Origin of the sequence: Alistipes sp. Marseille-P2263, assembly GCF_018101075.1 — a bacterium.
Lineage (GTDB): Bacteria > Bacteroidota > Bacteroidia > Bacteroidales > Rikenellaceae > Alistipes > Alistipes dispar.
In genome coordinates, this window is record NZ_JAGQEJ010000002.1 from 39,905 (window position 1) to 64,935 (window position 25,031).

Here is a 25,031-nt window from a genome sequence, read left to right on the forward strand (position 1 = left end):
GATAATACCCGTCCATATCCCTCGATACAACATTTTATTTATAATTGCATGATTGTAGAGCGCAACCATTCTTCCTGCGCTTTCATATAAGTCTGAAATGCAGCAAAATTTATCTCATTCTGAGGAATGGACAGTCCGATCTTGCGTAACTTGCCAGCAGTTTCTTTGATTCCGTATGTTTCCTCAGACCCACCTCTCGGATGGGGAAATAACAAGAAGCCTAAAGTAGAATTAAATCGATACATGTAAGTAATGGTCTTATAATACACGCTTGTTGCCCGCTCCGAGTCCTCATTATATTCTTTTGTCTCCAATGCCATATATTTGGCATCTCCCACAATCGTTGGTGGATTTTTACTTATGAAATCGGGGTAAATTGCTTGAAAAGATTTAGCACCACAATTAAACAGATAGCGTCGATGCTTCCCTGTCTTATTCTCGGGATGTTCAAAATCTTGTTTCAACACCGTATTTAGGTATTCTTCCCAAAGCCAAGCTCCATCGAAAAGCAATCCATATATTTTACTCTCTTTCTCGCCAAAACTGATTTTATCCCGTCGCAAAATCTGCATGCAAATCTTTTGCAACATCACATACGCAGTGAAATAAGGGTGAGAGAACCTTTTCTGATTGGTCGCCACAACCCGCTGACGATCATTTTTCCTATAGCTGGTTTGAGTCATCATACGAATTTTATCGACGACATTGCGGGTTTCTGCATCAGAGGTCAGCACTCCTTTGCCAAAAGGATGATTCGATATGCACTCAATCGTATGCCGTATCAGCTGAATTACAGGATTATCAGCACTATATTCTCTTGTAGAATATGCTATCTGCCCACGAAAAGGAAAATTCATTCGTATGTGCCGGTTGACATCAATACGTCCTTTAACATGAGCATCATCATATTCGGTTCTTACATAAATTCTATATATTCCCTGCCTAAAAGCCTGCTTGAGATAATAAGGGAAAAGATACAACAAAAAGTCCCAGACACTCTCATCATTAGATGTTTGCTCAAAATTAAACATATTGATAGCAAGCACACGCTGCAACATATAATGCAGAAAGTAGTCATGCTGATCGTCCTTACAAAACCGAGAAGATATAGTCAACCTCGTCTCATCTTTTCCCACAAATCCCATCATGTTACAAGTAGTCAAGATTCCATCCTGCAACACAAAAATGGGGACCTTGGCAATATCATCATGATAGAGGCCCAGAGACTGCGGAAAGATCAGCAAGTCCGGATTTTCCTGACACAACATCCCGACATTGCGATTTCCTATTGCCAACAGGTTATCACAATGCTCCTCGGGCACCCGATAATTTCCTCCGTTATTATCAGTTGTTGACAGCATTTTCATATGCTTCTCTTAATTCATCCAGGTTGTTATCCGCATTGGGCATACCTCGCAAATATTCACGCAACAGAGGTTCCAACCGCAAATTCCATGTTTCCTCAAAATCTTTAATAGGAGCTCCATCCTCATCAAGGAAATATGCCCCACCGATATGATATGAAGAACCTAGCCCCTCAATCCCTGATATCTTATCATTGAGACTTTTCATCTTGTCCTTACACTCTTTGGAAAGATTCATATTCTCAGCACTCTTTTCTGCCGTAATTTCTTGCCAAACAAAGCGGCGGCGCATGGCAAAATCAAAGCTCTCCACACTCCGATCGATATCATTCATCGTTCCTATGATATACACATTCTCTGGCACATAGAATTTTTCATCCGTCTCATGCATATTGGCATATTGAGTATAGACAGCACCCTTTTCTCCTCTATAACTTGGATCGATTGAAAAGAATAATTCTCCAAATATTTTGGAGATCTCCCCTCGATTGATCTCATCAATGACAAACACATAATTTTTCCGATCGACTTTATTGGCTGTTACATTATCCGTCACATCTCCGTATGTTTTATACAGATGGTGTAGAATTGCCCAATACCATGTCGCATTACAGCCGCCTATAACATCTCGTATGCCTTGATTTATATTCTTAAGATTTTCCAAATCTTCTGCTGCCTTATATTTCGCAGCCAAACGCTTTAAACGGGGTAGTGATACGCCATTAGTGCTCGGTTCCTCATCAACACGGCGCTTAAAGGAAATATTATTACTCTTCGAGACTCTCGCTATAACAGCTTTCTTCCCTGTTTTTAAACAAAGTTCGTTGATTTCGTCGTTTTGAATCGCATCTATCAGCTGGTTATATTTATCTTCTATCTGTTGTTCAAACGACAGAGCCTCATCATCTTTTTGACTGTCCTCCAGATTTTTCCTAGCTTTTTCGCAGAACTCCTTGAATACACCATCTTTCAATTCAAAACCGATATTTTCCGACGTATCAGGAGGTGTAGGACGTAACCCCTCCACAAAATCGGTATAATCGTATGATGGGTGAAATTGCACAAAGGCAAACTGTCCGCTTTTATCCAAAGCATCATCCGTTTCCACCCCTATCATTTGTTTGGCTAACTGTTTTGCAAGATAAGTTTTCCCGGTTCCGGGAGCTCCGGTAAACACAAGATTGTGCACCTCCTCGAGAAGAGTCCTTTTCTCTTTAATATTGTCGCCCATATTGTTATTATTTTTTTCCATCGATTCAAACAGTTGCAATATTTTCCAAGGATATGTCGCAATCTCCATAGGATTACCATCTTTAAGATTTGATTGAAACAATCTACACATTACACGGCTTTTCTGGAACAAAGATCCTTTACACAAAGGGATTTCTTCCGACACATATTTCCCCATTAACTTATACAATTTGCATAATTTTGTATCATTGACAATTGTACACAATAATTGAGGTTGCAAGGCAGCAGCCAATCTGCACACTGCAGCTCGCATATTTTTCTTCGTATATTGCCGAATAACATTTGCCAATCGATCGTATGCATTCCATTGTGGAACATCTTGATTATCTGCTATTACCTTCAGCAAAGGAGATATTTCGTTCCAATGATTTTTCAACTCTACCCTTTCATCTCGAGAGAAATAGCCTTGCTGTAGAGAAGACACACACTGATCATTTGGACGCTCAAAGAATTCCCAAAAAACATCCTTATCCCAATCTTCCCAACGCGTTTTAGTTTTCGCTTCTTGGATAAATAAAGGGACAAAATGTTTATACGATTGAGCCCATGTGTCATCACGATTTATCCGTTCGCAATAGTAGGCTAAAGTTTTTTTCATTTATCAATTTAGAATAAAGTTGAGTTATAAAGATACATATTTCGGCAGAAAAGTCATAATTATTGTACCATTAGATGTCACATCATAAAATGATATACGCTCGATTCATTCGTGCCATAAGACGATTAAAACAAGTGAATAAATTTATCAACTGACAGGCCTCCATAACAACTTTACTTTCATTTATAGGCTTATGCCTTGATGCATATAACCGATCAGCATCAATATGAACCTCAATATTTCGTGTTTCTCTCCACCATGAATCCAGAGTCGCAATACAACATAGGTCCGACATTATATCGATATATTCGGTCTGAAAACCGGGAAACATAAACATAATTTCACCGAGCTTCGAACTATAAGAATCTTTGCGATTTTTCTCCGCAAATCCATATAGTTTTTTGAAGCTCTCATTAAGCTGAACCTGCAGCTTGCCTCTGAAGAAACTCTTTTCATATGAATTTGACGCCATAATGAATGATTTAGTCAATACGACGCAATCACAGAAAGAAAATCCTATAAAACTGCTAACCTCAATAAAGATGCGTAACACCTTATTAAAATCCGAATCAGGAGAAGATCTAATCTCCTCCATGCATTGGTGCATACCTTCTATAGAATCAGAAAAATCCTTAATGGTTGCATCTGCCATTTTACAAAACTCCACTCGCTCTTGAGGAGAAAGTATTTTGTTGTTATAACGGACCTCTTCAATTATAGCGATATATTTCAAAACAGTTCCTCTATCAAATTTATAAAAGATTCTCCATTCTACTAATAAAACCGCTTTACTTTATCCCCGTATTCATATATATGTTCAATAAAGTAAAGTCAAAATAAGGGAAGAAAAGAGATGGCTGCGCCATGATATAATAGCCTCAGCCATTTTTCTTTTGGCTGCAAAACTTATAAGCGAGCTGGGTGTTAAAGTCGGCCAAAATACCCCTCCGACCAGGCACAAGATACCACAATCGGAATCCGAATATATCCGTGAATCCATCTTCAATTTTACAGCCCATTTTGGCGAAATAAACCCCGACATGCCCTATCTTTGCAGCGAGGGTCGTCGGGGCCCGAAAGGGCTGTTTTTGCCTCTTTTCCCTCTGTTCGGAGGGAACCGATGAAAAAAATCGTTAAATCGTCGCTTTTTTGCGAAAAAACAAGTAAATTTTTGAGGATTCTATTTTTCAAGTTGCAAACTATTGATAATCAATAGAAATACAATAACACATCGGCAAGTAACCGCCGCAAACGATCCCGGCCGAAACTTCGCCTTATAATCCACAACAACGGGCTGGTACAGAATCATATAAAAGGTATAAAAATTTCGAGTGAAGAAAAAGTAGCCGGATATAACGGCGGAATTCGGAGAATTATCGCTATTTTTGATGTCTCCGATATACGAATCAATATGGGCAAGACGATTACCACCTATCTGATAGACGGAAATCCGCAAGGAACACAATCCGTTTTCATAAGCAATAAAATATGCAAAATGCTGGTCATTCCACGGGCTGCCCTCTCGATAATCAACGAAAGGGAGGAGTTGCACAGTCCCGCATTTTACATACTCTTGGGCGAAGACGACGGAATCACCTCCAAAGCGTATCTGGGAGAAACGGAGAACTTCCGGGAGCGCATCAAGAACCACGAATACAACAAGGCTTTCTGGCAAAAAGCGCTGGTTTTCATCTCCAAGGACGGCGCCATGACAAAAGCCGATGTCCAGTATCTGGAATATCTGGCCGTAAAAACCGCAAACAAGGCCAAACGCTTTGACCTGTGCGACAACAAACAAATCCCGAAAGAGCCGAATCTGCCGGAGCATCAGAAAGATTCCATGAATGAATTTTTCGACGATATCCGATTACTGACATCATTCATCGGTTGTCCCATATTCGACGTGATCGATCCCAGGGACCGCCATATATTTTTCAGTAAAAGCAAAGGGGCAAACATCAGAGGATTTTACGACGAAAACGGATTTACCGTACTGAAAGGCAGCACATTGGCAAAAGGAAGCGCACCGTTATTCAAAATGAAAGAAAAACGGGACGATTTCATCAAGAAATATACGGCCCCGCAGGACGGAAACATCGTTTTGGAAACAGACTACACTTTCAACAGCCCGAGTATGGCAGCAAGCATCTGTCTGGGCAGACATACGAACGGCTGGAACGAATGGAAAGACAAAAGCGGACAGACGCTCGACGAGGCATATCGGAAAAAGCTGGAATAGCCTCTGTCCTACCGGCTCGCTCCGTTTCCCGTCCGCATCCCGCAGGATACACTCCTATCTAAACGAATCCGCCTTCCGACGATCATGGAAACCGTCACGCAATTCTTCATCGACTGGGGCTACTGGGGCCTCTTCGTCTCGGCGCTGGTGGCCGGAAGCATCCTGCCGTTCAGCTCCGAAGCGGTGATGGTCATTCTGATCGGCATGGGGCTCGATCCGGCGTGGTGTCTCGTCGCCGCATCGGCGGGCAATACGCTGGGAGGCATGACCTGCTACTGGATCGGAACGCTCGGACGCACCGAGTGGATCACCCGGCTGGGCGTCTCGACCCGCCAGTTGGCCCGGGCCCGGAAGTTTCTCGCCGGACGCGGCGCCCTGATGGGATTCTTCGCCTTTCTGCCGACCATCGGCGAGGCGGTGGCCATCGTGCTGGGGCTGATGCGCAGCAACGCGTGGCTCACCGGCGTCTCGATGCTCGCCGGAAAGGCCCTGCGCTACGCCGTCATTCTGGCCTCTTTCAAAGGGGTCGCCACACTCTTTTAATCCCGGACACCATGCAACTGACGATCGAACGGACAAACGCCCCTTCGCACGAACTGCTCCTGCTGGCCGACGAATCGGAAGCCTCCGTGGCCGACTACATCGGCCGCGGGGCCTGCTATGCCGCCCGCTGCGGCGATACGCTCGCCGGGCAATACGTACTGCTCCACACCCGCCCCTTCACGGCCGAGGTGGTGAATATCGCCGTCGTTCCCCGGTTCCAGCGGCAGGGCATCGGCACGGCCCTTCTCGCCCATGCCGTCCGAACGGCCCGGGAGGCGGGCTTCCGCCGTCTCGAAATCGGTACGGGAGATTCGGGTACGGGGCAGATCGCCCTCTATCTGCGCTGCGGGTTCGTACGCTGCGGCATCGACGAGGACTACTTCCGCAAATACTATCCCGCCCCGATCTTCGAAAACGGCGTCGAATGCCGCCACATGATACGGATGAGCATGGAGCTGTAACCCCTCGCCGCAACCGGCATCCGCCCCGGCCCGGACGCCGGTCCCGCCCGCCGGGCGGTAAAATCCCGACAAGAACCCGAACACCGCACACCCGCACAAATCCGAAAACCATGTCCGTCTCGTGGAATCCCTGGCACGGCTGCCGCAAGATCAGCGAAGGATGCCGCCATTGCTACGTCTATCGGCAGGATGCGCTGCACGAACGGGACAGCCGCGAGGTGGTGCGGACCGCCGCCTTCGGGCTTCCCGTGCGCCGTGGCCGCGACGGGCGGTTCAGAATCCCGCCCGGCGAACGGGTCTATACCTGTTTCACGTCGGACTTCCTCGTCGAGGAGGCGGACGGCTGGCGCGCCGAAGCCTGGGAGATGATGCGGCTGCGCCGCGATCTGGAGTTTTTCTTCATCACCAAGCGGATCGGACGGCTCCGGGAACAGCTGCCGCCCGACTGGGGCGACGGCTACGAGAACGTCACGGTCGGCTGCACGGTGGAGAACCAGGCGGCTGCCGACCTGCGGCTGCCGCTTTTCCTCGAAACGCCCCTGCGCCACCGGGTGATCGTCTGTGCGCCGCTGCTCGAACGGATCGACCTCACGCCCTGGCTCGGACCCGCGGTCGGGGAGGTCTCCGCAGGCGGCGAGTCGGGCAACGACGCACGGCCGTGCGACTTCGCATGGGTCCTCGCGCTCCGCGGGCAGTGCGCGGCCGCCGGAGTTTCCTTCACCTTCCACCAGACCGGCGCCCGGTTCGTCAAGGAGGGGCGCCTCTACCGCATTCGCCGGGAACACCAGCACACCCAGGCCCGCAAGGCGGGTATCGACTACCGCCCGGAACGATAGCCCCGAAGCGGTGTCCGGAACCGGAATGCGGCCGCAACGGGAACCGCACGGAGGGAACCGCCCGAAAGAAGCCGCCTCCGGACAGCGCACGGCAACAGAAAAATCCGGCCCTCCGCCCGAAAAAGCGGAAGAGCCGGAAGCTTAACGGCTATGGCAACCGTTATCAGTCGTTCGACGAAGCCAGCGGTGCGGCCTGCGAATAGGTGCGGGCGGCCAGCTCCTTGTCGAGCATGTACATCCCGAACTTGTTGCCCTCGACAGCCTCGCAGGCGGTAATCATCCCGCGTGCGGACTCCTCCTCCTCGACCTGCTCGTCGATGAACCATACGAGCATGTTCGACGAAGCGTAGTCCTTGTCCTCGGCGGCGATGGCCGCGAGGTCGTTGATCAGGGCCGTCACCTTCTTTTCGTGCTCGAGCGTATCCCGGAACATCTCCAGCGGCGAAGCCCACGACGTGCGGACCTCGGCGATGGGCCGAAGCGTCACCTCGGCATCGCGCGAAAGAATGTAGTTCATGAAGATCCGGGCGTGATCCTGCTCCTCCTGGAACTGAATGTAGAACCAGTTGGCGACGCCCTTGAGTCCTTTGGCCTCGGCGTCCATCGACATCGAAAGATAGAGGTACGCCGACCACAGCTCGGCATTGATCTGCGCATTGAGCGCCTCGTGCAGTTTTTTACTCAACATAGCTATTACGGATTTTAAGTCTTGCACTTTCCTTTCTTAGGACAAAGGTACACAAGTTTTCGGAAAATCGTATCGGAAAATCCGGCTATTTTATCGCACGAAACCGCACCGGAGCCTCCGCGGCCGACCGGTCCGCCGACCGAGTCCCGCACATCCGGCCGGCGCGTGCATCCAGTTCGCCGGGCTGCACCGCACCCCGGAATCCGCAGCGGAAATACGGGCCCTGCCGTCCCGAATGACCGGAACGCGGCTTTCCGGCGCCGCCGGGTATGCATCCGCACACCGCTCCGACACGCCATGCCGGAATCCCGGGCCGCGCAGAGGCGTCAGTCGTCGAAATCGACGAGCCGGAAATCGAGGTCGAACTTCAGCTCGAAGCCGTTGTCCAGCTCGATCTCGTAGTCGCGGCGGTCGCGCTCGAGGCACGCGATGCGGCGCCCCGGGAAATGCTTCTCCACATAGACGCGGATCGGCTGCGGCACGATGCCGGACGGAACCTCGCCGTATTTGCAGTCGATCTCCTTCCATGCGCCCCGGCGGTCGAACTCGACCTTCGAGCCGGTGACGAATACCACCTTGTACTCCTTGTCGAAAAGCTCCGTGTCCACCTTGGCGAAGGAAATCTCCACCCCGGGGAAATGTTCGGAAAGAAATCGCTGCGAGGCTGCCGGGAGTTCGGCCTCCGTCAGGGGGCGGCTGTTCTCGCAGGCCGTCGTCAGACCGGCGGCCAGCAATGCGATCAGCGGCAGGATCGGGAATTTTCTCATACGTTTTTTTCGGTTTAAGGCTGAATGTTTTTTCTCGGTACAAAAGTAGGGGCCGAAACTGAAAGGAATCTGAAAAGGCGGCGGCTATTCCGGCGGCAGACGGCATCCTTCCGGGAAAAGGATCGAAAAACAGTGCCTTCCCGCCGCATAGGCATACTCCGCCCGCAGGCCGTAGAGGCGGCAGACGGCATCCACGATCGCCAGTCCCAGTCCGGTCGAACCCTCCTTTTTCGTCCCCTGGTAGAACCGGTCGAAGATATGCCCGGCATCAAGCGGCCCCGCCGCTCCGCCGTTCGAAATCCGCAGTGCGTCCGGCGCGATCTCCACGGTCACCTCTCCCGGCACGTCGCCGTGCACGAAAGCGTTCTTGAGCAGATTGCCCACGACGCTCTCGGCCAGCGAGGGATTCATCCGCACGACGAGCCGCCCCCGGTCGCTCACCGTGCACCGCATCCCGCGGTACGCATAGATCTCCTCCAGCTCCCCGGCCGTCCGCCGCACCAGCGCATTCACGTCCACGGGACCGGTTTCGGGGAACTGCCCGTTCTCGATCTTCGAGAGCAGCAGCAGCGACCGGTTCAGCCGCACGAGGTGGCCCAGCGTCCGCTGCACCTTGGCTATCTCGGCCAGTTGCTCCCCGGTGAGCGTCCGGGCGTCGTCCACGAGCATCTCCAGCCGGTTGCGGCACACCGCCAGCGGGGTCTGCATCTCGTGCGAAGCGTTGCCGATGAACTGCTTCTGCCGCTCGAACAGCGACTCGGCCCGGGCGGCATAGCGCCGTGCGGCATCGTTCAGACGGCGGAACTCCGCCACGGCCGTATCGTCGGCCAGCGGCGGGTTGGGCTTTCCCACCGTATAGTCGTCGAGCCACCGCAGCAGGGCGTAGAGCGGCCGCATGGTGCGGTGAAGCACCCAGGCCGTCACCACGAGCAGCAGGAGCAGCAGGACGAGGTAGAGCGACACGACCCACCGCAGCAGGGCCCGCGTGAGTTCGTTCTTCTCGATCGCGGGCGCCATCACCGTCAGTTCGTGCCATCCGCCCCCGCCGTCGCGGAAAAGCATCCGGAGCACGCGCGCCGGCTCCCGGGCATCGCGCTCGGGAATATAAATCCGTTCGTCGGTGTAAACCTCCTGCGGCCGCACGGCGGCGTACTCGTCCGGAATAGAGCGCAGCAGGCAGCCGTCGTTGCCGCTCCCGGAGTCGGGAAGCGCCCGTCCCGAAAGGAACTGCTTGATGGACGTCTCGGCCCGGGCCTCGAGCGAGTCGTCCGTCTCGCGGTCGATCCGGTCGGTCAGGGCGAAGTAGAAGAGCACGGCCCATGCCGCCAGCAGCAGCGACAGCACCCATGCCAGGTGGAGCACGATGCGATAGACCAGCTTCATGGCCGGACGAGCTTGTAGCCGAAGCCGTAAACGGCCCGTATCTCGATGTCGGCACCCGCCTTTTCCAGCTTGCGCCGCAGGTTCTTCATCTGCGCATAGACGAAATCGAAGTTGTCCGCCTGGTCGATATGGTCGCCCCAGACCCCTTCGGCCAGCGCGGCCTTGTCGATCGTATGGTTCGGCCGGCTCATGAAATAGTGCAGGATGTCGTACTCCTTGCGCAGCAGCTCCACCTCGCGGCCCGCGACCTCCACGCGGCGGCTGTCGGGCCACAGGCGGACATTGCCCGCATCGAGGCTTTGCCGGCCGTCGTGCCGGTGTCGCCGCAGCACGCTGCGTATGCGGGCGCTCAGTTCGGCCAGATGGAACGGCTTGGGCAGGTAGTCGTCGGCTCCCAGCTCCAGCCCGCCGATCTTGTCGTCGAGCGAGTCGCGCGCCGAGATGATGATGACCCCCGCACGCAGTCCGCGGCGCTTGAGCTCCTCGAGCAGTTTCAGCCCGCTGCCGTCCGGCAGCATGATGTCCAGCAGGATGCAGTCGTAGTCGTAGGCTGCGATCTTGTCGAGCCCCGAGGCGTAATCGGCCGCCTCCTCGACCACGTACTGCTCCCGGCGCAACGTCTGCGCCATGATCTCCCGAAGGGAGGGTTCGTCCTCGACGATCAGAATCTTCATAACTCCATTCAATTATCGTTTCCCGCACGACGCCGGGTCTCCGGCGCCGGACCGGGGCGAAGTTACGCCCCGAATCCGAAAGGAAACCGAAATCGCCCGGCCCGTCAGGCCGGAACGCACACCATCACATACTCCTCCGGATGCTCCCGGACGACCCGGAACCCCAGCCTCCGGTACAGCCGCACGGCGGGATTCGCCTTCTGCACCGAGAGCGAGACGGCCGGATAGCCCTCGTCGGCCAGCAACCGCAGCATCGCCCGCAGCAGCCGCGTCCCGACACCCCGTCCCCGGCAGGCCGGATCGAGTGCCGCCGCAAGCTCCGGAACTCCCTCCGCGACACGGCCGAACCCCGCGCCGCAGCGGACCCAGACGGCGGCGGCGACAGGAGCACCGTCCGCGGAGGCGGGGCCGCGCCCTCCGGAATAAAGATCGCCTCGTACAGGAAGCCGGACAGCAGCGGGAACTCCGCCCGCATCATCGGCCTTATCGTCGCATCCATCTCTCAAAGATACGAATTTCCGGCCGGAAACGAAAAAGCGATGCGCCCTTTGAGACGTATCGCTTTCCGCCCGGACCTCCGAAGTCCGGTCATACCGCTCGAAGCTATGCCTTCTCGCCGTCGTAGGCCCACTTCACGTAGATGGCGCCCCAGGTATATCCGCCGCCGAAGGCCGACAGGATGAGGTTGTCGCCCCGGCGGAGTTCCTTTTCGTAGTCGTAGAGACACGAAGGAATCGTCGCGGCCGTGGTGTTGCCGTTCCGGTCGATGTTGATCATGCACTTGTCCGAGGTGATGCCCATGCGGCGCGCCGTGGCGTCGATGATGCGCAGGTTGGCCTGATGCGGCACGAGGTAGCGGATATCGTCCGACGACAGGTGGTGGCGCTCCATCATCTCGACCGACACGTCGGCCATCTTCGACACGGCGGCCTTGAAGACGGCATGGCCGTCCCACATGATCGTGTGCCAGTTGTTCTGCACCGTCTCGATCGACGCCGGGTAGCGCGAACCTCCCGCCTTCATGTAGAGTTGCAGCTCGCCCGAGCCGTCCGAACGCAGGATCGAGTCGATCACGCCGTAACCCTCCGTATCGGGTTCCAGCAGCACGGCAGCCGCACCGTCGCCGAAAATCGGGCAGGTCGAACGGTCCGTATAATCGACGATCGAGGACATTTTGTCCGCGCCGACGACGATCACCTTCTTGCTCGTACCGGCCTCGATGAACTTGGCGCCCGTCGTGAGGGCGAAGAGGAAGCCGCTGCAAGCCGCCGACACGTCGTAGGCGAAGGCGTTCTTGCAGCCGGCCTGGTCGGCGATCAGGTTGCCCGTCGAGGGGAAGAACATGTCGGGCGTCACCGTGGCGCAGATCACCACGTCGATATCCATCGGGTCCACGCCCGTCTTGTCCAGCAGGTTGATGACCGCGCGGGCTCCCATGTAGGAGGTTCCCACGCCTTCGCCCTTGAGGATATGACGCGTCTTGACGCCGATATGCGACATGATCCACTCGTCGCTCGTATCGACCATCCGGCTCAATTCGTCGTTCGTCAGGATGTAATCGGGAAGGTACTCCCCCACACCCGTAATCGCTGCTGTTATCTTGCTCATTAACTTCTTGTTTACCTTGGTTAGTCACTAATTTTGAAACGCGCGCTGCAACTTGGCCGTCAGGCCGGCCTTCACCACCTGCTCGGTCGAGAGGATCATGCTGCGGATCGCCGCGGGCGACGAGCAGCCGTGGCCGATGATGACGGGCGCATTGACGCCCAGCACGGGCGTGCCGCCCACGTTTTCATAGTTCATGGCGTCCCAGAAGGCATTGCCGCCTCCCAGCGCCTTGTTGATCCGGTAGAGACCCTCGGCCATCTTCAGCACCGTGTTGCCCACGAAGCCGTCGCAAACGATCACGTCGGCGACCTTGCCCGAGAAGATGTGCGAACCCTCGACGTTGCCGACGAAGTTGATGCGCGGCTCGGCCTTCAGCAATTCGTAAGTCGCTTTCGACAGGGCGTTGCCCTTGGTCTCCTCCTCGCCGATATTGAGCACCGCGACGCGGGGCGATCCGATCCCCAGCACCGCTTCGGCATAGATCGACCCGATCACGCCGTACTGCGCCAGCACCTCGGGCTTGCAGTCCACGTTCAGCCCGACGTCGAGCAACAGCGCGGGGCGTCCCGCGACGGTGGGCACGATCGACGAAATCGTGGGGCGGATAACCCCCTCGATCGGCTTGACGGCGTACATGGAGCCGACCATCATGGCGCCCGTGGAGCCGGCGCTCGCGAAACCGTCGATGCCGCCTTTGGCCAGGTAGCCGAAGCCCACCGTGATACTCGAATCGGCCTTGGCCTGGAAGGCTTTGGCCGGATGGTCGCCCATCTCGATAACCTCCGAGGTGGCCACGATGCCGAACCGTTCGGCCGGACACCCTTCGGCCTCCAGCACCTCGCGTATCCTCCGTTCGTCACCGAACAGCACGATACGGCTGTCCGGCCCGATCGCGTCGAGCGCCATGACGGCTCCCTTGACAGCCGCTTCGGGAGCGAAATCGCCCCCCATGGCATCCACACCTATTCTTAACATACTCGAATGCGATTTGGTTTAATCCCGGTTCCGCACGACCGGATTCCGGAACGGATGGCTCCATCCCGTCCCGCGCCTACGGAACCTCCCGTAAAAAGTAAAAAAGAGGCATTCCCGGGGGATGCACTCTTCGGAGCGCCGAGCTTATTCGGCGGCCTTCTTCTCGATGGCGAGCTTGCCGCGGTAGAAACCGCACTCGGGGCATACGCGGTGGTACAGCACGGCTGCACCGCAGTTCGAACAGGTCACCACCGTCGGAACGACAGCCTTGTAATGAGTTCTGCGCTTGTCGCGTCGCGTCGACGAGACTTTGTGTTTAGGATGTGCCATTTTACAGTGTAATTATAAGTTTAACGTATTTCGTTTCAGTCTTTCGCGTCATCCCCGGAGGAGCGGCCGCCCGGCTCCATGCGTTCGCGCAGCTCCGCCAGCTTGGCCCATTCGCCGCCCCGGCGCTCCTCGCCTCCGGCCCCGGCCTCGATCGAGGCGAACTCCTCGTCCGAGACGATGCGGAACCGTCCGAGCATGTCGGGATCGCACTCCCCCTCGGGATGCACCCGCTGGTAGGGCAGCGACAGGACGATACTCTCGTAGATATACTGCGCGAGGTCCACTTCGTCCTCCCCGGGCACGAGCCACAGCACTTCGCCGTCGTATTCGTGCTCCTCCTCGGAGAAGCGGACCATGAGCCGCCCCTCGAAATCGACCGGAATGCGGCAGTCCTCCAGACAGCGGTCGCACGCGACGACGACATGGCCCGTGATCCGGACGTCGAGAGCGAGCAGCGTCTCCGCACGCTCCAGCCCCACGGACACCTCGCAGGCGCAGTCCCGGATCTCGGTGTTCCCGAAGGCATCGAAGAGCGGCTTCCCGACTTCGAACCGGAAATCGTGATGCCCGTTCTTCAGCCCCTTGAAGGCTATGGAATATCCCTGAGCCACCTCCATTTGTGCACATTTAGTGCGCAAAGTTACTAAAAAATAGGACAAGTGCAAAGAAAACGGCGAGTTTTAGCACCCGCGGTCCATCCCGCGGGGCTCGAATTTGGCATTGCACGCAAGTTGTATTATATTTGCCGGATATGGCAGCACACAAGGGATTCACCATCGAAGTCACGAGCCGCTACGAGGAGTGGTGGCGCTACAACGTCGCGCTCATGTGCGGCTGTTTCGACGCCGAAGAGCGCCGCACGGGATTCGCCTCGGCCGCCTCGGAGGTCGCCGGCGTGGGTTCGAACCTCCCGGAGCGGCCCGCGGAAATTCCCGCGTTCCGCACGGCAAGGCTCACGACCGGACCGTGCGACCATCTGGTGCTCTATATCTACATCGTACCCCACACGCTGCCCGCGGGCAACGACATCGACGCGACGCGTCCCTTCGAGATCGACCTGAAGATCGCCTGCGACGGCCGCCGCATCCGTTCCGAGAAACGGCGGATCAACCAGTGGTCGGGGGCGTCGATCGAGCTGCGCGTGGATTCGCACGAATAGTCCGCCGCTGCCGGATCCCACCACCCCTTCCGGTCCCGTGGCGGACGGTTCCGGAAGAAACCCGGCCCTTTTTGCCGCCATCCCCGGCCCCCGGAGAAATCCGCTCCCGAAATCCGCTACCCGGCAGGTCCGGACAAAAAAGAAGGACTCCTCGCGGAGTCCTTCCCGTTCATAACCGGAGTGTCCGATTACTTGTTGTAAGCCTTCATCACCGAGATGAGGTCGAGCACCTTGTTCGAGTAACCCCACTCGTTGTCGTACCAAGCAACGACCTTTACGAAGGTATCGGTCAGTGCGATACCGGCAGCCTTGTCGAAGATCGACGTGCGGGCGTCGCCCAGGAAGTCCGACGAAACGACAGCCTCCTCGGTGTAACCCAGCACACCCTTCAGCTCGCCTTCCGAAGCCTCCTTCATGGCAGCGCAGATCTCGTCGTACTTGGCCGGCTTGGCCAGGTTCACCGTCAGGTCCACAACCGATACGTCGAGGGTCGGAACGCGCATCGACATACCCGTCAGCTTGCCGTTCAGGGCGGGGATCACCTTACCTACGGCCTTGGCAGCGCCGGTCGAGGAGGGGATGATGTTGCCCGAAGCGGCACGGCCGCCGCGCCAGTCCTTCATCGAGGGACCGTCCACGGTCTTCTGCGTGGCGGTGGTCGAGTGAACCGTGGTCATCAGACCGTCGGTGATGCCGAACTTGTCGTTGAGCACCTTGGCGATGGGAGCCAGGCAGTTCGTGGTGCACGAAGCGTTCGAAACGATCTTCTGGCCTGCATAGGTATCGGTGTTCACGCCGCATACGAACATCGGCGTAGCGTCCTTCGAGGGAGCCGACATGACGACATACTTGGCGCCGGCTGCGATGTGAGCCTGAGCCTTCTCCTCGGTGAGGAACAGACCCGTGGACTCCACGACGTACTCGGCCTCCACCTCGTTCCACTTCAGGTTCGCGGGATCCTTCTCGGCGGTCACGCGGATGGCGTGGCCGTTCACGATCAGCTGGCTCTTCTCGACGTTGTAGTCGATCGTGCCCTTGAACTGGCCGTGCATCGTGTCGTACTTGAGCATATAAGCCAGGTAGTCCACCGGGCAGAGGTCGTTGATGCCTACGATCTCGTACTTGTCAGTCTGCGTGCAGGCGGCACGGAAAACCATACGGCCGATACGACCGAATCCGTTGATACCAATCTTGATAGTTGCCATAACGTTTTGAATTATTTGTTAGTAAAAAACTCGCTCTGTTTTTTCCAGCGCAAAAGTACGCACTTTCTATAATTTACGCAAATAAAAATTTAACTATTTTAAAAATCCCCGCGCCGCGCTTTCCGGAGCCCGGGCTCTTCCTCCGCAGCGTCCCGGAAGCCCGTTCGGGTCTCTCCGGGAGCCTCGCACGCCGTGCGGCTACCGTGCGGCCAGCTTGGCGCGCTTGGCCATGGCCGAGGCGAAGACGAAGTCGTTCAGCTCGCGGTTGTCGGCATGGAGAATCTCCTCCTTCGTGCCTTCCCACCACTTGAGCCCGTCGTGTATATATACAATCTTCTCGCCGATCTCCATCACGGAGTTCATGTCGTGCGTATTGATGATCGTCGTGATGCCGTATTCCCGCGTGATTTCGTGAATCAGGTTGTCGATCACGATCGAGGTCTGCGGGTCCAGCCCCGAGTTGGGCTCGTCGCAGAACAGGTAGCGGGGATTCATCACGATCGCGCGGGCGATGGCCACGCGCTTGATCATGCCGCCCGACAGCTCGGCCGGATAGAGCCGGTTGGCGTTCTCGAGCCGCACGCGCTGGAGGCAGAAGTTCACGCGCTCCATCTTCTCGCGCTCGCTCTTCGAGGTGAACAGGTCGAGCGGCAGCTTGACGTTCTCCTCGACCGTCGAGGAGTCGAGCAGCGCCCCGCCCTGGAAGATCATGCCTATATCCTTGCGGATCTCCTTGCGCTCGCGGAATCCCAGCCGCGTGAAGTTCACTTCGTCGTACCACACGTCGCCCGAATCGGGTTCGTGCAGCCCCACGAGTGTCTTCAGCAGCACGGTCTTGCCCGAACCGCTGCGGCCGATGATGAGGTTCGTCTTGCCGGTCTCGAATTCGATCGAAATGTCGTCGAGCACCCGGCGGCCGTCGAACGACTTGACGATGTGTTCGGTGCGTATCATATCAGCAGCACTTGTGTCAGGATCAGGTCGAAAAGCAGGATCACCACCGAGCAGGCCACCACGGCGCGCGTCGAGGCCGTGCCCACTTCGAGCGAATTGCCCTTGGCGTAATAGCCGTAGAAGGCCGAGATCGAGGTGATGATGTAGGCGAAGAAAACGGTCTTGATGAGCGTGTAGGTGATCGAATAGGGCTTGAAGTCCATCAGCAGGCCGTCCACGTAGTCCGCGGGGATCATGATGCCCGTCACGGCGGCTATCAGCCAGCCTCCGACCACGCCGATGAGGATCGAAAGGATCGTCAGGAACGGGAAGAAGATCATCGAGGCCACGATCTTCGGGAGAATGAGGTACGAGGCGGAATTGACGCCCATGATCTCCAGCGCGTCGATCTGCTCGGTAATGCGCATCGTGCCGATCTCGGAGGCGATGCTCGACCCGACCTTGCCGGCCAGGATCAGCGCCACGACGGCCGACGAAAATTCGAGGATCATCGTCTCGCGCGTGGCATACCCCACCAGCGAGCGCGGGATGAACGGCGAGTCGAGGTTGATGCACATCTGGAGGGTGATCACCGCGCCGATGAAGACCGAAATGATGGCCGTCAGTCCGATCGAATCGACCCCCAGCGCCTCCATCTCGTAAACGATGCGTCGGCGGTAGATTCCCGCCTTCTCGGGACGGGAAAAGACCTTTCCCATCAGCATGAAGTAGCGCCCTATGAGTCCGAATACTTTCAGCATCGTTCACCTGTTTTCTTTTGTCTCCTCGAAATCGACGTAGTCGCCCACGTCCTCCGCCACCCGTTTCTCGGGGGCTCCGGAGGTTCTGCGGACCTTCACCTCGCCCTCGCGCGGAGTCCGCGGCGCCCCGCCGCCGAAGCCCTGCCGGAATCCGCCCGGCCGCTCCGGTCCGAATTCCCGGCCGAACCGCTCCTCCATCTCGCGGCGCATCTTGCAGACGCGCCAGCGGAAGAACAGCAGCCCCGCCACGACCAACAGCAGAAGTCCCATAAAGAAATAAAGTATGAAAAGCGCGATGCCCTTCAGCAGCGCCGGAGCGCCTACGGCCAGCACGACGACCAGGAGCACGGTCAGCGGATTGCGCTGCACGAACCCCGCGAGGGCATCGACTATTTCGGTTAGAAATCTCATTTTCGTTTTTCGGTTTACGCCCTTACAAAGGTAGGGAAAATTATGCGGATTTCAATAAATGTCGTAAATTTGGGGCCCGAACAAATCTCATAACCGCTATGCTGACCCCCCTTACCGCCATTTCGCCCATAGACGGGCGCTACCGGAACAAAACGGAAAAACTCGCCGATTATTTTTCGGAACAGGCACTGATCCGCTACCGCATCCGCGTCGAAGTGGAGTATTTCATCGCCCTGTGCGAGCTCCCGCTGCCGCAGCTCGCGGGCATCGACCGGGCGCAATCCGAAGCCCTGCGCTCGCTCTACACGGACTTCACGGAAGCCGACGCGCAGCGCGTCAAGGAGATCGAGGCGGTGACGAACCACGACGTCAAGGCCGTCGAATACGTCATCAAGGAGAAGATGGACGCGCTGGGACTGTCCGCATACAAGGAATTCGTACACTTCGGCCTCACGTCGCAGGACATCAACAACACGGCCATCCCGCTCTCGCTCAAGGAGGCCCTCGCAGGCGTTTACTACCCCGCCGCGGAGGAGGTCCGCGACCGTCTGGCGGCTTTCGCCGAGCAGTGGCGCGGCGTGCCGATGCTGGCACGCACGCACGGGCAGCCCGCTTCGCCCACGACCCTCGGCAAGGAGTTCATGGTCTTCGTCGAGCGGCTCGAACGGCAACTGGCCATGCTGCACGACATCGCCGTTCCGGCCAAGTTCGGAGGCGCCACGGGCAACTTCAACGCCCATCACGCGGCCTACCCCTCGATCGACTGGGCGGACTTCGCCAACCGTTTCGTGAACGAACGGCTGGGCCTCTGCCGGTCGCAGTACACCACGCAGATCGAGCACTACGACAACCTGGCGGCGATCTTCGACTGCATGAAACGCATCGACACCATCCTGATCGACCTCTCGCGCGACATGTGGACCTACATTTCGATGGAGTATTTCAAGCAGCAGATCAAGGCCGGCGAGGTGGGATCGAGCGCCATGCCCCACAAGGTCAATCCGATCGACTTCGAGAACGCCGAGGGCAACTTCGGCATCGCCAGCGCCCTGTTCGAGCACCTCGCCTCGAAACTCCCCGTCTCGCGCCTGCAGCGCGACCTGACGGACTCGACCGTGCTGCGCAACGTCGGCGTGCCCGTGGCCCACGCCGTAATCGCCTTCCAGTCCCTGCTCAAGGGGCTGAACAAGGTGATCCTCAACCGCGAGGCCCTCGAAAGGGACCTGGAGCAGAACTGGGCCGTCGTGGCCGAAGGCATCCAGACCGTCCTGCGCCGCGAGGGCTATCCGAAACCCTACGAGGCGCTGAAGGCCCTGACGCGCACCAACGCCCACATCACGCGCGAGGCGATCGCGGCCTTCATCGAGACGCTCGACGTGCCGGAAGCCGTGAAGGAGGAGCTGCGCGCCCTCTCGCCCGCGACCTATACGGGCGTGTTCGGCCGCTGACGGACGCCGGACACGACATCCCGCCCCGACTCCGCGACGCCCGCGGGAGGCGAATACGCCCCGCAGGCGCAAGGATACCCCGAAACGACGAGAGCCGGCGATCCGCGGATCGCCGGCTCTCGTTTTGGCACCGACTTTGCGAATGACTATGACAACTGCGGCAAGGAACCGCAGTGAGGTTTCTTCATTTATTTAAGTTTGGGTTAGTAGTTTAGGAGGGCAACCTCCGGGGACAGCAGGCAATCGGGAGATTCCCTGCTGTTTTTTTCATGCCCGTGCGGCTCCCGCCGCGCCGCCGCGTCAGAACTCCACCGTCACGCCGATCGACGGCAGCAGCGTCCCGCTCTCCTGCCGGAGGTACTTCATCCGGTAGCGCTGCTCGGACGCCGGGGCTTCGGGATTCACGATCTCGCCCGTGGACATCGCCACGTCGGGCTGCCGCAGTTTGCTCACCGTGACGTTCTGCAGGTCGATATAAAGCCCCAGCATGCAGCCGCGGAAATAGAACACCTTGTCGATGCGCAGGTCCAGCTGCGCAAAGGCGTCGAGCCGTCCTTCGTTGTAGCGCGAATAGTCGTAATAGGGGCGTCCCTGCGCATTCCATGCCTCGACGAGCGACGACTTGTCCAGATCGTAGGGCGTATAGGGCGCTCCGCCCACGGCGCTCAGCTTCGCGCCGACGCTCCAGCCGCGCGGCAGGTCGTACGTCCCGCTGACGTTCGCCACGAAACGGTTGTCCCACGCCGAGGCGACCCACGGCGAGGCGCCGTCGCTGCGGTATTCGCTGCGGAAGAGGGTCACCGACCCCACGACGTTCACCCGTCCGGGAATCTGCCAGCGGGCCATCGCCTCGACGCCGTACGCGCGTCCTTCGGCCGAGGAGCGCAGGGCCTCGTTGCCCACCACGCCGTAGTCGTTTCCCTTGCACGAGAGCGGAATGCCGTCGGCGAGCGAAAGCGGCACGTCGCCGTACCCCTTCCAGAACCCCTCGACCGAGACGATCAGCCGGTCGCGCAACCGCCACGAAGCCCCCGCGCTCACCTCGCCCACGCGCATATAGCGCAGGTCCCGGTTCACGAAGGCGCCCTCCTCCTTGAACCCCAGTGCCGTATAGGGCGGCAGTTGGTAGTAGAGCCCCGCGCTGCCGCTCACCGTCCAGCCGGGAGCGACGACATACGATACCGAGGCGCGCGGCGAAAGCTGGTGCCACGGCCGGGCCATGCGCGCGGAGTAGTCGCACCCGTCGGCCCGCAGGCCCGCCGAGGCGGTGAAGCGCCGGTCGCCCGACGCATAGTCGGCTCCGGCGAAAAGCCCCCAGCCGACGATTCCCAGCCGCGTCCGGTAATCCGAAAGGCGCACGCCGCCGGCGTAGAGCCGCTGCAACGTGCGGTTCGTATAGTGCGAATAGTTCAGCTCGACGCCCCCGCGCAGCGTCCACCGCCCCGCATAGGTGCGGTTCTCGGCCCGCAGCGAGGTTTTCTGCTCGACGGAACGCAGCCGGAGCGTCAGGTTCTCCTCCGACGAGGCGTCGTTGTTGCGGTATTTCAGGTTGCGGTTGTTCAGGTAGTTGTGGCTCAGCGTCACGGTCTGCACGTGACGCCCGGCGTAGTGCCGCCACGAGGCCCCGACGGTGAAGGTCTCCTGCCGGATGCGCGGCAGGTAGCTCAGCAGGTACTCGGCGTCCTCGCCCTTCTCATCGACGTTGAGCTTCATGTTGTCGATGCCGGCGAGCGCCAGCACCGTGAGTTCGTCGCGCTCCGTGAGGCGCGTCTTGACCTTCACCTGCCCGTCGATGTAGTTGGGCAGGAACGGCAGCCCCAGCATTTTGAAAAGCAGCTGGAGGTACGACTGACGGAGCGAGAAGACGTAGGTCGTGCGGCCGCCGATATGCCCGCTGCCGCTGACACCGGCATCCGATGCACCGAGCGTCGCCTTGAAGGTCTGCTTCTCGGCATTGCCGTCGCGCAGCCGGAAATCCAGCACGGAGCTCAGCGCCCCGGCCCGGTCGGCGGGAAACGCCCCGGTGTAGAAGCTGATCTCCTGGATCAGGTCGGCATTGACGATGCTCACCGGGCCGCCCGTCGCGCCCTGCGTGGCGAAGTGGTTGATGTTCGGAATCTCGATCCCGTCCATGAAGAACTTGTTCTCCGAAGGTCCGCCGCCCCGCACGATCAGGTCGTTGCGGTAGCCCACCGGTGAAAAGGCCACGCCGGGATAGGAGCGCACGATGCGCGAAATGTCGCGGTTCGAGCCGGGGCTCTTCTCGATCTCCCGGATGCCGATGACGTTCAGCCCCACGGGGCTTTCGACCGTGGCCCGGAACGGCGAAGGCCGCACCGTCACGGCCTCGACCCGCGTGGCATCCTCCTCCAGCTCGATTTCGACGAAGGGCGTGGCGGCCGAGACGAGGTATTCGGACGTCAGCAGGCTCTTGTAGCCCACCGACGACGCGGCGAAGCGGCAGATGCCGGGCGGCACGCGCTCGATGACGAAACGTCCGGTCGAATCCGACGAGGCGCCTTTCCGCTCGTCGCCCGCCACCACGACGGAGGCGTAGGGCACGGGCTGCCGCGTCAGGCGGTCGATGACCCGCCCCGCGACGGAATAGGTCTCCCGCTGCTGCGCCCGAACCGGCATGCAGCACGCCGCAAACAGCAGGAACGGAAGTATGCGGTTCACGATTCTCATGCGGCAAAGATACGAAAAGTGCGGGAAAACCGGCGGCGACGGCTTCCTGCCGGAGGGAAACGGCAAAATCCGTACCCCTCCCGCCGCGCCGCAGCCGGAACGCCCGGCCGAGCGGCTACCACCTCACTTCGAGCAGCACCGGCAGATGGTCCGAGGCCCGGGAGACGTCGCCCGTCCCGAAGCGGCTCAGCACGCGCGCGTCGGTCACTTCGCAGCGCACCCCGTTGCGCAACTGCAACAGGTAGTCGATGCACTGTTCCGGCTCGTCCGAAGGGTAGGTCCCCCCGTCGGTCGGGGTGAGCACCCGCCACGTCCGTTCCAGCAGCCGGAGGGTCTCGGAACCGGGCTCGGCATTCAGATCGCCCCCGAGAAAGACGGGCTTCGGAGAGTCGCCGTACCGCCGCATCATTTCGCGGTTGATCGTCCGCACCTGCTCCAGTTGCGCTTCGGGCGAAACATGGTCGAGGTGCGTCGTGGCGATCACGTAGTCGGGCAGCTCCACGACGACCAGCACGCGCGGCTCGGCCCCGCCGGCCTCGGGCAGCGCCACCGCCTCCTTCCTCACGGCCCGCTCGCGCGTCATGACTCCCTCGCCGTAGGAGCCGCCGTCGAAGGGCATCGCGGCCCCGAAACGGAAGTCCCAGCCGCCCATCATCCCGGCGATGCGCTCCAACTGGAAGACGCCGCGCGTGCGTGCCGTGCAACTGTCCAGCTCGTTCAGGCACACGGCGTCGGGACGGACCTCCCGCAGCAGGCCGGCCACAAGCCGGTAGTCGTCCCTGACATACTTGTTGAACACGCCGACATTATAGGTCACCAGACGCACCGTCCGGCCCCCGTCGTCCGCCGCCGCATCCCGCGACGGCTCCGCGCATACGGCGGCGCGCCCCGCGAGGAGGCACAGCGCCAGCGCCATCAGTCCTTTTTTCATCGTTCTCCGTCTTTTCCGTTCCCGGCGGCCGGCCCGGTCCTCCGCAGCGGGCCGCCACGCCCCGGCACGCACCGGGGCCTCCGCGAAGATACGAAAAATCCGCCGCACGGCGTCCCTTTCCGGCGGAAAAACGGCAGGAGGGACGGAAAACCCGCCCGGGCGGCTGCCGCCGGCTGCACGAGGCCCTTCGGAAACCGTCCGCGGTCACCGTTCCGTCCCGAAGCGCACAGCCCGGCACGAAAACTGCTGTCGGAGAGGGAAACGTCAAGCAAACGAAACTATGGCAAAAAGCAAAAACATCTCGACCTCACAGCTCGCGCTGATGACCGCGGCCGCGGTCATCAGCCTGCGCGGCCTTCCGATGATGGCCCAGGAGGAGCTCACCATGTTCTTCTACATCTTCTTCGCCACATTCCTCTTCCTCATCCCCGCGGCGCTCGTGGGCGCCGAACTGGGCAGCGCCTTCGCGGCGAAGGGCGGAGGCGTCTACACCTGGGTGAAGGAGGCGTTCAACCCCCACCTCGGGTTCACGGCCATCTTTCTGCAATGGATTCAGAACGTGGTCTGGTATCCCACCGTGCTGGGATTCGCCGCCGCGTCGATCGCCTACACGATCGGGCTTCCGGCGCTGGCGCAGAACGGCCCGTTCGTCGGACTCTTCTCGATCGCCATGTACTGGTTCGCCACGTGGGTCACGCTGCGCGGCACGTCGGCCATCTCGGGCATCACCAGCCGGGGCTTTCTCATAGGTACGGTGCTTCCGGGCATCGTCATCGTCCTGGCGGCCGCGGCCTGGCTCGCGGGCGGCAACGGCGTGGAGTTCGAACACATTCCCGCGTCCGTCTCGCAGGTGGTCGATCTGGATGCGGCGCACCACGCCCATCCGCGGCTCTTTCCCCACATCACCGGCATGAGCGACATCGCTTTCCTGGCGGGGATTCTGCTGCTGTTCGCCGGCGTCGAGGTGCACGCCGTACACGCCCCTGAGCTGAAAAACCCGCAGAAACAGTTCCCGCGCGCCATGTTCCTCGCGGCGCTCATTTCGTTCGGCCTCTTCACGCTGGGCGCGCTGGCCGTGGCCGTAATCACGCCCTACGACCGGATCAACCTCCAGTCAGGACTCTTCACCACGTTCCAGATCGTCTTCGAACACTACCGCGTCGGATGGCTCACCAACGTCATGAGCCTGCTCGTGGCGTTCGGCGCATTGGCGGGCGTGCTGTCGTGGATCTCGGGCCCCAGCCGCGGCCTGCTCTGGACGGCCAACGAAGGGCGGCTGCCGCGCCTGTTGCAGAAGACCAACCGCAACGGCGTGCAGATCAACATCCTCATCATCCAGGGCTGCATCGTGACGGTGCTTTCGTCGCTCTACATCTTCATGAAGGACGTGAGCGTCGCCTTCTTCCTGCTGAGCGCCCTCACGATCGGACTGTACTTGATCATGTATATGATGATGTACGCCGCCGCCATCCGCCTGCGCTACACGCAGCCCGGCCTGCAGCGCGACTACCGCGTTCCGGGAGGCAACGCCGGCATGTGGGCCGTCGGCGGCATCGGCTTCCTCGCCGTGCTCTTCTCGTTCGCCGTCACCTTCTTCCCGCCGTCGCAGTTGCCCGTCGGCAGCCCCGCCATATATACGACGCTCGTCGTCTGCGGCACGGCGCTGTTCCTCGCCGTCCCCATCGTCATCAGCATCGCGATGGACCGCCGGCGCGGCAGAGGCCCCCGTACCTGAAAAGCGATGCGGGCGGGTCCGAAAGGACCCGCCCGCATCGTTC

General features: G+C 58.7%; 25 protein-coding genes. 7 read left to right on the forward strand and 18 right to left on the reverse strand.

Annotated elements, in window-relative coordinates; genetic code table 11:
• Positions 1 to 38 precede the first annotated feature (38 nt).
• From KB554_RS03300 to KB554_RS03310, 3 genes are all read right to left on the reverse strand, one after another.
• Positions 39 to 1,367, reverse strand: coding sequence for a hypothetical protein (locus KB554_RS03300; protein WP_211034988.1), 1,329 nt, complete (start codon positions 1,365 to 1,367; stop codon positions 39 to 41).
• A complete protein-coding gene (locus KB554_RS03305; protein WP_211034989.1) occupies positions 1,345 to 3,213 on the reverse strand; it encodes an AAA family ATPase in 1,869 nt (622 codons plus the stop codon). The genes KB554_RS03300 and KB554_RS03305 overlap by 23 nt, the downstream gene beginning before the upstream one ends.
• Positions 3,214 to 3,295: 82 nt before the next feature.
• The gene (locus tag KB554_RS03310; protein ID WP_211034990.1) at positions 3,296 to 3,946 is read right to left on the reverse strand and encodes a hypothetical protein; all 651 of its coding nucleotides are present in this window, start codon (positions 3,944 to 3,946) and stop codon (positions 3,296 to 3,298) included.
• A 678-nt stretch (positions 3,947 to 4,624) separates the two neighbouring features.
• Between KB554_RS03310 and KB554_RS03315 the strand changes: the two genes are divergently transcribed.
• From KB554_RS03315 to KB554_RS03330, 4 genes are all read left to right on the forward strand, one after another.
• Positions 4,625 to 5,452, forward strand: coding sequence for a GIY-YIG nuclease family protein (locus KB554_RS03315; protein WP_211034991.1), 828 nt, complete (start codon positions 4,625 to 4,627; stop codon positions 5,450 to 5,452).
• A gap of 84 nt (positions 5,453 to 5,536) precedes the next feature.
• Positions 5,537 to 5,995 (forward strand): DedA family protein, encoded by a 459-nt coding sequence (locus tag KB554_RS03320; protein WP_211034992.1) that lies wholly within the window; start codon positions 5,537 to 5,539, stop codon positions 5,993 to 5,995.
• Between the two features lie 11 nt (positions 5,996 to 6,006).
• Entirely contained in the window at positions 6,007 to 6,456 is a 450-nt protein-coding gene (locus KB554_RS03325; RefSeq protein WP_211034993.1) for a GNAT family N-acetyltransferase, read from the forward strand.
• Positions 6,457 to 6,566: 110 nt separating this feature from the next.
• Complete coding sequence (locus tag KB554_RS03330; RefSeq protein WP_211034994.1) at positions 6,567 to 7,292, forward strand: DUF5131 family protein; 726 nt, start codon at positions 6,567 to 6,569, stop codon at positions 7,290 to 7,292.
• 163 nt (positions 7,293 to 7,455) lie between these two features.
• Here the strand turns inward: KB554_RS03330 and KB554_RS03335 are convergent, their stop codons facing one another.
• The 9 genes from KB554_RS03335 to KB554_RS03375 form a co-directional block, all read right to left on the reverse strand.
• On the reverse strand, positions 7,456 to 7,980 hold the full coding sequence (locus KB554_RS03335) for a ferritin (protein WP_141427975.1): 525 nt from the start codon (positions 7,978 to 7,980) through the stop codon (positions 7,456 to 7,458).
• A 326-nt stretch (positions 7,981 to 8,306) separates the two neighbouring features.
• On the reverse strand, positions 8,307 to 8,747 hold the full coding sequence (locus KB554_RS03340) for a PepSY-like domain-containing protein (RefSeq protein ID WP_211034995.1): 441 nt from the start codon (positions 8,745 to 8,747) through the stop codon (positions 8,307 to 8,309).
• 84 nt (positions 8,748 to 8,831) lie between these two features.
• Positions 8,832 to 10,130 (reverse strand): HAMP domain-containing sensor histidine kinase, encoded by a 1,299-nt coding sequence (locus tag KB554_RS03345; RefSeq protein WP_211034996.1) that lies wholly within the window; start codon positions 10,128 to 10,130, stop codon positions 8,832 to 8,834.
• Complete coding sequence (locus KB554_RS03350; RefSeq protein ID WP_211034997.1) at positions 10,127 to 10,804, reverse strand: response regulator transcription factor; 678 nt, start codon at positions 10,802 to 10,804, stop codon at positions 10,127 to 10,129. The genes KB554_RS03345 and KB554_RS03350 overlap by 4 nt, the downstream gene beginning before the upstream one ends.
• A 104-nt stretch (positions 10,805 to 10,908) precedes the next feature.
• Complete coding sequence (locus KB554_RS03355; RefSeq protein WP_211034998.1) at positions 10,909 to 11,310, reverse strand: GNAT family N-acetyltransferase; 402 nt, start codon at positions 11,308 to 11,310, stop codon at positions 10,909 to 10,911.
• A 97-nt stretch (positions 11,311 to 11,407) separates the two neighbouring features.
• Positions 11,408 to 12,412 (reverse strand): beta-ketoacyl-ACP synthase III, encoded by a 1,005-nt coding sequence (locus KB554_RS03360; protein WP_141427980.1) that lies wholly within the window; start codon positions 12,410 to 12,412, stop codon positions 11,408 to 11,410.
• A gap of 27 nt (positions 12,413 to 12,439) precedes the next feature.
• Entirely contained in the window at positions 12,440 to 13,387 is a 948-nt protein-coding gene (plsX, locus tag KB554_RS03365; protein WP_141427981.1) for a phosphate acyltransferase PlsX, read from the reverse strand.
• Between the two features lie 144 nt (positions 13,388 to 13,531).
• The gene (gene rpmF / locus KB554_RS03370) at positions 13,532 to 13,717 is read right to left on the reverse strand and encodes a 50S ribosomal protein L32 (protein WP_141427982.1); all 186 of its coding nucleotides are present in this window, start codon (positions 13,715 to 13,717) and stop codon (positions 13,532 to 13,534) included.
• A 35-nt stretch (positions 13,718 to 13,752) separates the two neighbouring features.
• The gene (locus KB554_RS03375; RefSeq protein WP_211034999.1) at positions 13,753 to 14,334 is read right to left on the reverse strand and encodes a DUF177 domain-containing protein; all 582 of its coding nucleotides are present in this window, start codon (positions 14,332 to 14,334) and stop codon (positions 13,753 to 13,755) included.
• A 134-nt stretch (positions 14,335 to 14,468) separates the two neighbouring features.
• Here KB554_RS03375 and KB554_RS03380 point away from each other — a divergent pair, with 134 nt between their 5' ends.
• Positions 14,469 to 14,876, forward strand: coding sequence for a hypothetical protein (locus KB554_RS03380; RefSeq protein ID WP_141427984.1), 408 nt, complete (start codon positions 14,469 to 14,471; stop codon positions 14,874 to 14,876).
• A gap of 188 nt (positions 14,877 to 15,064) precedes the next feature.
• Here the strand turns inward: KB554_RS03380 and gap are convergent, their stop codons facing one another.
• From gap to KB554_RS03400, 4 genes are all read right to left on the reverse strand, one after another.
• Positions 15,065 to 16,081, reverse strand: coding sequence for a type I glyceraldehyde-3-phosphate dehydrogenase (gene gap / locus KB554_RS03385; protein WP_141427985.1), 1,017 nt, complete (start codon positions 16,079 to 16,081; stop codon positions 15,065 to 15,067).
• Positions 16,082 to 16,279: 198 nt separating this feature from the next.
• Complete coding sequence (locus KB554_RS03390; RefSeq protein WP_141427986.1) at positions 16,280 to 17,035, reverse strand: ATP-binding cassette domain-containing protein; 756 nt, start codon at positions 17,033 to 17,035, stop codon at positions 16,280 to 16,282.
• A complete protein-coding gene (locus tag KB554_RS03395; RefSeq protein ID WP_141427987.1) occupies positions 17,032 to 17,775 on the reverse strand; it encodes an ABC transporter permease in 744 nt (247 codons plus the stop codon). The genes KB554_RS03390 and KB554_RS03395 overlap by 4 nt, the downstream gene beginning before the upstream one ends.
• A gap of 3 nt (positions 17,776 to 17,778) precedes the next feature.
• Positions 17,779 to 18,186 carry a DUF4834 family protein gene (locus KB554_RS03400; RefSeq protein ID WP_211035000.1) on the reverse strand — a complete coding sequence of 136 codons (408 nt, stop codon included), beginning with the start codon at positions 18,184 to 18,186 and terminating at the stop codon, positions 17,779 to 17,781.
• Positions 18,187 to 18,284: 98 nt separating this feature from the next.
• On the opposite strand from KB554_RS03400, the gene purB reads away from it, so the two are divergent.
• Positions 18,285 to 19,634 (forward strand): adenylosuccinate lyase, encoded by a 1,350-nt coding sequence (gene purB / locus KB554_RS03405; RefSeq protein ID WP_141427989.1) that lies wholly within the window; start codon positions 18,285 to 18,287, stop codon positions 19,632 to 19,634.
• A gap of 300 nt (positions 19,635 to 19,934) precedes the next feature.
• Here the strand turns inward: purB and KB554_RS03410 are convergent, their stop codons facing one another.
• Both KB554_RS03410 and KB554_RS03415 read right to left on the reverse strand, forming a co-directional pair.
• Positions 19,935 to 22,271 (reverse strand): TonB-dependent receptor, encoded by a 2,337-nt coding sequence (locus KB554_RS03410; protein ID WP_242116291.1) that lies wholly within the window; start codon positions 22,269 to 22,271, stop codon positions 19,935 to 19,937.
• A gap of 166 nt (positions 22,272 to 22,437) precedes the next feature.
• Positions 22,438 to 23,253, reverse strand: a complete 816-nt coding sequence (locus KB554_RS03415) for an endonuclease/exonuclease/phosphatase family protein (protein ID WP_141427991.1) — start codon at positions 23,251 to 23,253, stop codon at positions 22,438 to 22,440.
• Between the two features lie 280 nt (positions 23,254 to 23,533).
• Between KB554_RS03415 and KB554_RS03420 the strand changes: the two genes are divergently transcribed.
• The gene (locus KB554_RS03420) at positions 23,534 to 24,988 is read left to right on the forward strand and encodes an amino acid permease (protein WP_211035002.1); all 1,455 of its coding nucleotides are present in this window, start codon (positions 23,534 to 23,536) and stop codon (positions 24,986 to 24,988) included.
• Positions 24,989 to 25,031: the final 43 nt, after the last annotated feature.

Bases quoted from the DNA above. Each gene is read 5' to 3' on its own strand.
- KB554_RS03300 (WP_211034988.1), bottom strand. From the start codon at position 1,367: ATGAAAATGCTGTCAACAACTGATAATAACGGAGGAAATTATCGGGTG.
- KB554_RS03305 (WP_211034989.1), bottom strand. From the start codon at position 3,213: ATGAAAAAAACTTTAGCCTACTATTGCGAACGGATAAATCGTGATGAC.
- KB554_RS03315 (WP_211034991.1), top strand. From the start codon at position 4,625: ATGGGCAAGACGATTACCACCTATCTGATAGACGGAAATCCGCAAGGA.
- KB554_RS03320 (WP_211034992.1), top strand. From the start codon at position 5,537: ATGGAAACCGTCACGCAATTCTTCATCGACTGGGGCTACTGGGGCCTC.
- KB554_RS03325 (WP_211034993.1), top strand. From the start codon at position 6,007: ATGCAACTGACGATCGAACGGACAAACGCCCCTTCGCACGAACTGCTC.
- KB554_RS03330 (WP_211034994.1), top strand. From the start codon at position 6,567: ATGTCCGTCTCGTGGAATCCCTGGCACGGCTGCCGCAAGATCAGCGAA.
- KB554_RS03335 (WP_141427975.1), bottom strand. From the start codon at position 7,980: ATGTTGAGTAAAAAACTGCACGAGGCGCTCAATGCGCAGATCAATGCC.
- KB554_RS03340 (WP_211034995.1), bottom strand. From the start codon at position 8,747: ATGAGAAAATTCCCGATCCTGCCGCTGATCGCATTGCTGGCCGCCGGT.
- KB554_RS03345 (WP_211034996.1), bottom strand. From the start codon at position 10,130: ATGAAGCTGGTCTATCGCATCGTGCTCCACCTGGCATGGGTGCTGTCG.
- KB554_RS03350 (WP_211034997.1), bottom strand. From the start codon at position 10,804: ATGAAGATTCTGATCGTCGAGGACGAACCCTCCCTTCGGGAGATCATG.
- KB554_RS03360 (WP_141427980.1), bottom strand. From the start codon at position 12,412: ATGAGCAAGATAACAGCAGCGATTACGGGTGTGGGGGAGTACCTTCCC.
- plsX (WP_141427981.1), bottom strand. From the start codon at position 13,387: ATGTTAAGAATAGGTGTGGATGCCATGGGGGGCGATTTCGCTCCCGAA.
- rpmF (WP_141427982.1), bottom strand. From the start codon at position 13,717: ATGGCACATCCTAAACACAAAGTCTCGTCGACGCGACGCGACAAGCGC.
- KB554_RS03375 (WP_211034999.1), bottom strand. From the start codon at position 14,334: ATGGAGGTGGCTCAGGGATATTCCATAGCCTTCAAGGGGCTGAAGAAC.
- KB554_RS03380 (WP_141427984.1), top strand. From the start codon at position 14,469: ATGGCAGCACACAAGGGATTCACCATCGAAGTCACGAGCCGCTACGAG.
- gap (WP_141427985.1), bottom strand. From the start codon at position 16,081: ATGGCAACTATCAAGATTGGTATCAACGGATTCGGTCGTATCGGCCGT.
- KB554_RS03390 (WP_141427986.1), bottom strand. From the start codon at position 17,035: ATGATACGCACCGAACACATCGTCAAGTCGTTCGACGGCCGCCGGGTG.
- KB554_RS03395 (WP_141427987.1), bottom strand. From the start codon at position 17,775: ATGCTGAAAGTATTCGGACTCATAGGGCGCTACTTCATGCTGATGGGA.
- KB554_RS03400 (WP_211035000.1), bottom strand. From the start codon at position 18,186: ATGAGATTTCTAACCGAAATAGTCGATGCCCTCGCGGGGTTCGTGCAG.
- purB (WP_141427989.1), top strand. From the start codon at position 18,285: ATGCTGACCCCCCTTACCGCCATTTCGCCCATAGACGGGCGCTACCGG.
- KB554_RS03410 (WP_242116291.1), bottom strand. From the start codon at position 22,271: ATGCCGGTTCGGGCGCAGCAGCGGGAGACCTATTCCGTCGCGGGGCGG.
- KB554_RS03415 (WP_141427991.1), bottom strand. From the start codon at position 23,253: ATGAAAAAAGGACTGATGGCGCTGGCGCTGTGCCTCCTCGCGGGGCGC.
- KB554_RS03420 (WP_211035002.1), top strand. From the start codon at position 23,534: ATGGCAAAAAGCAAAAACATCTCGACCTCACAGCTCGCGCTGATGACC.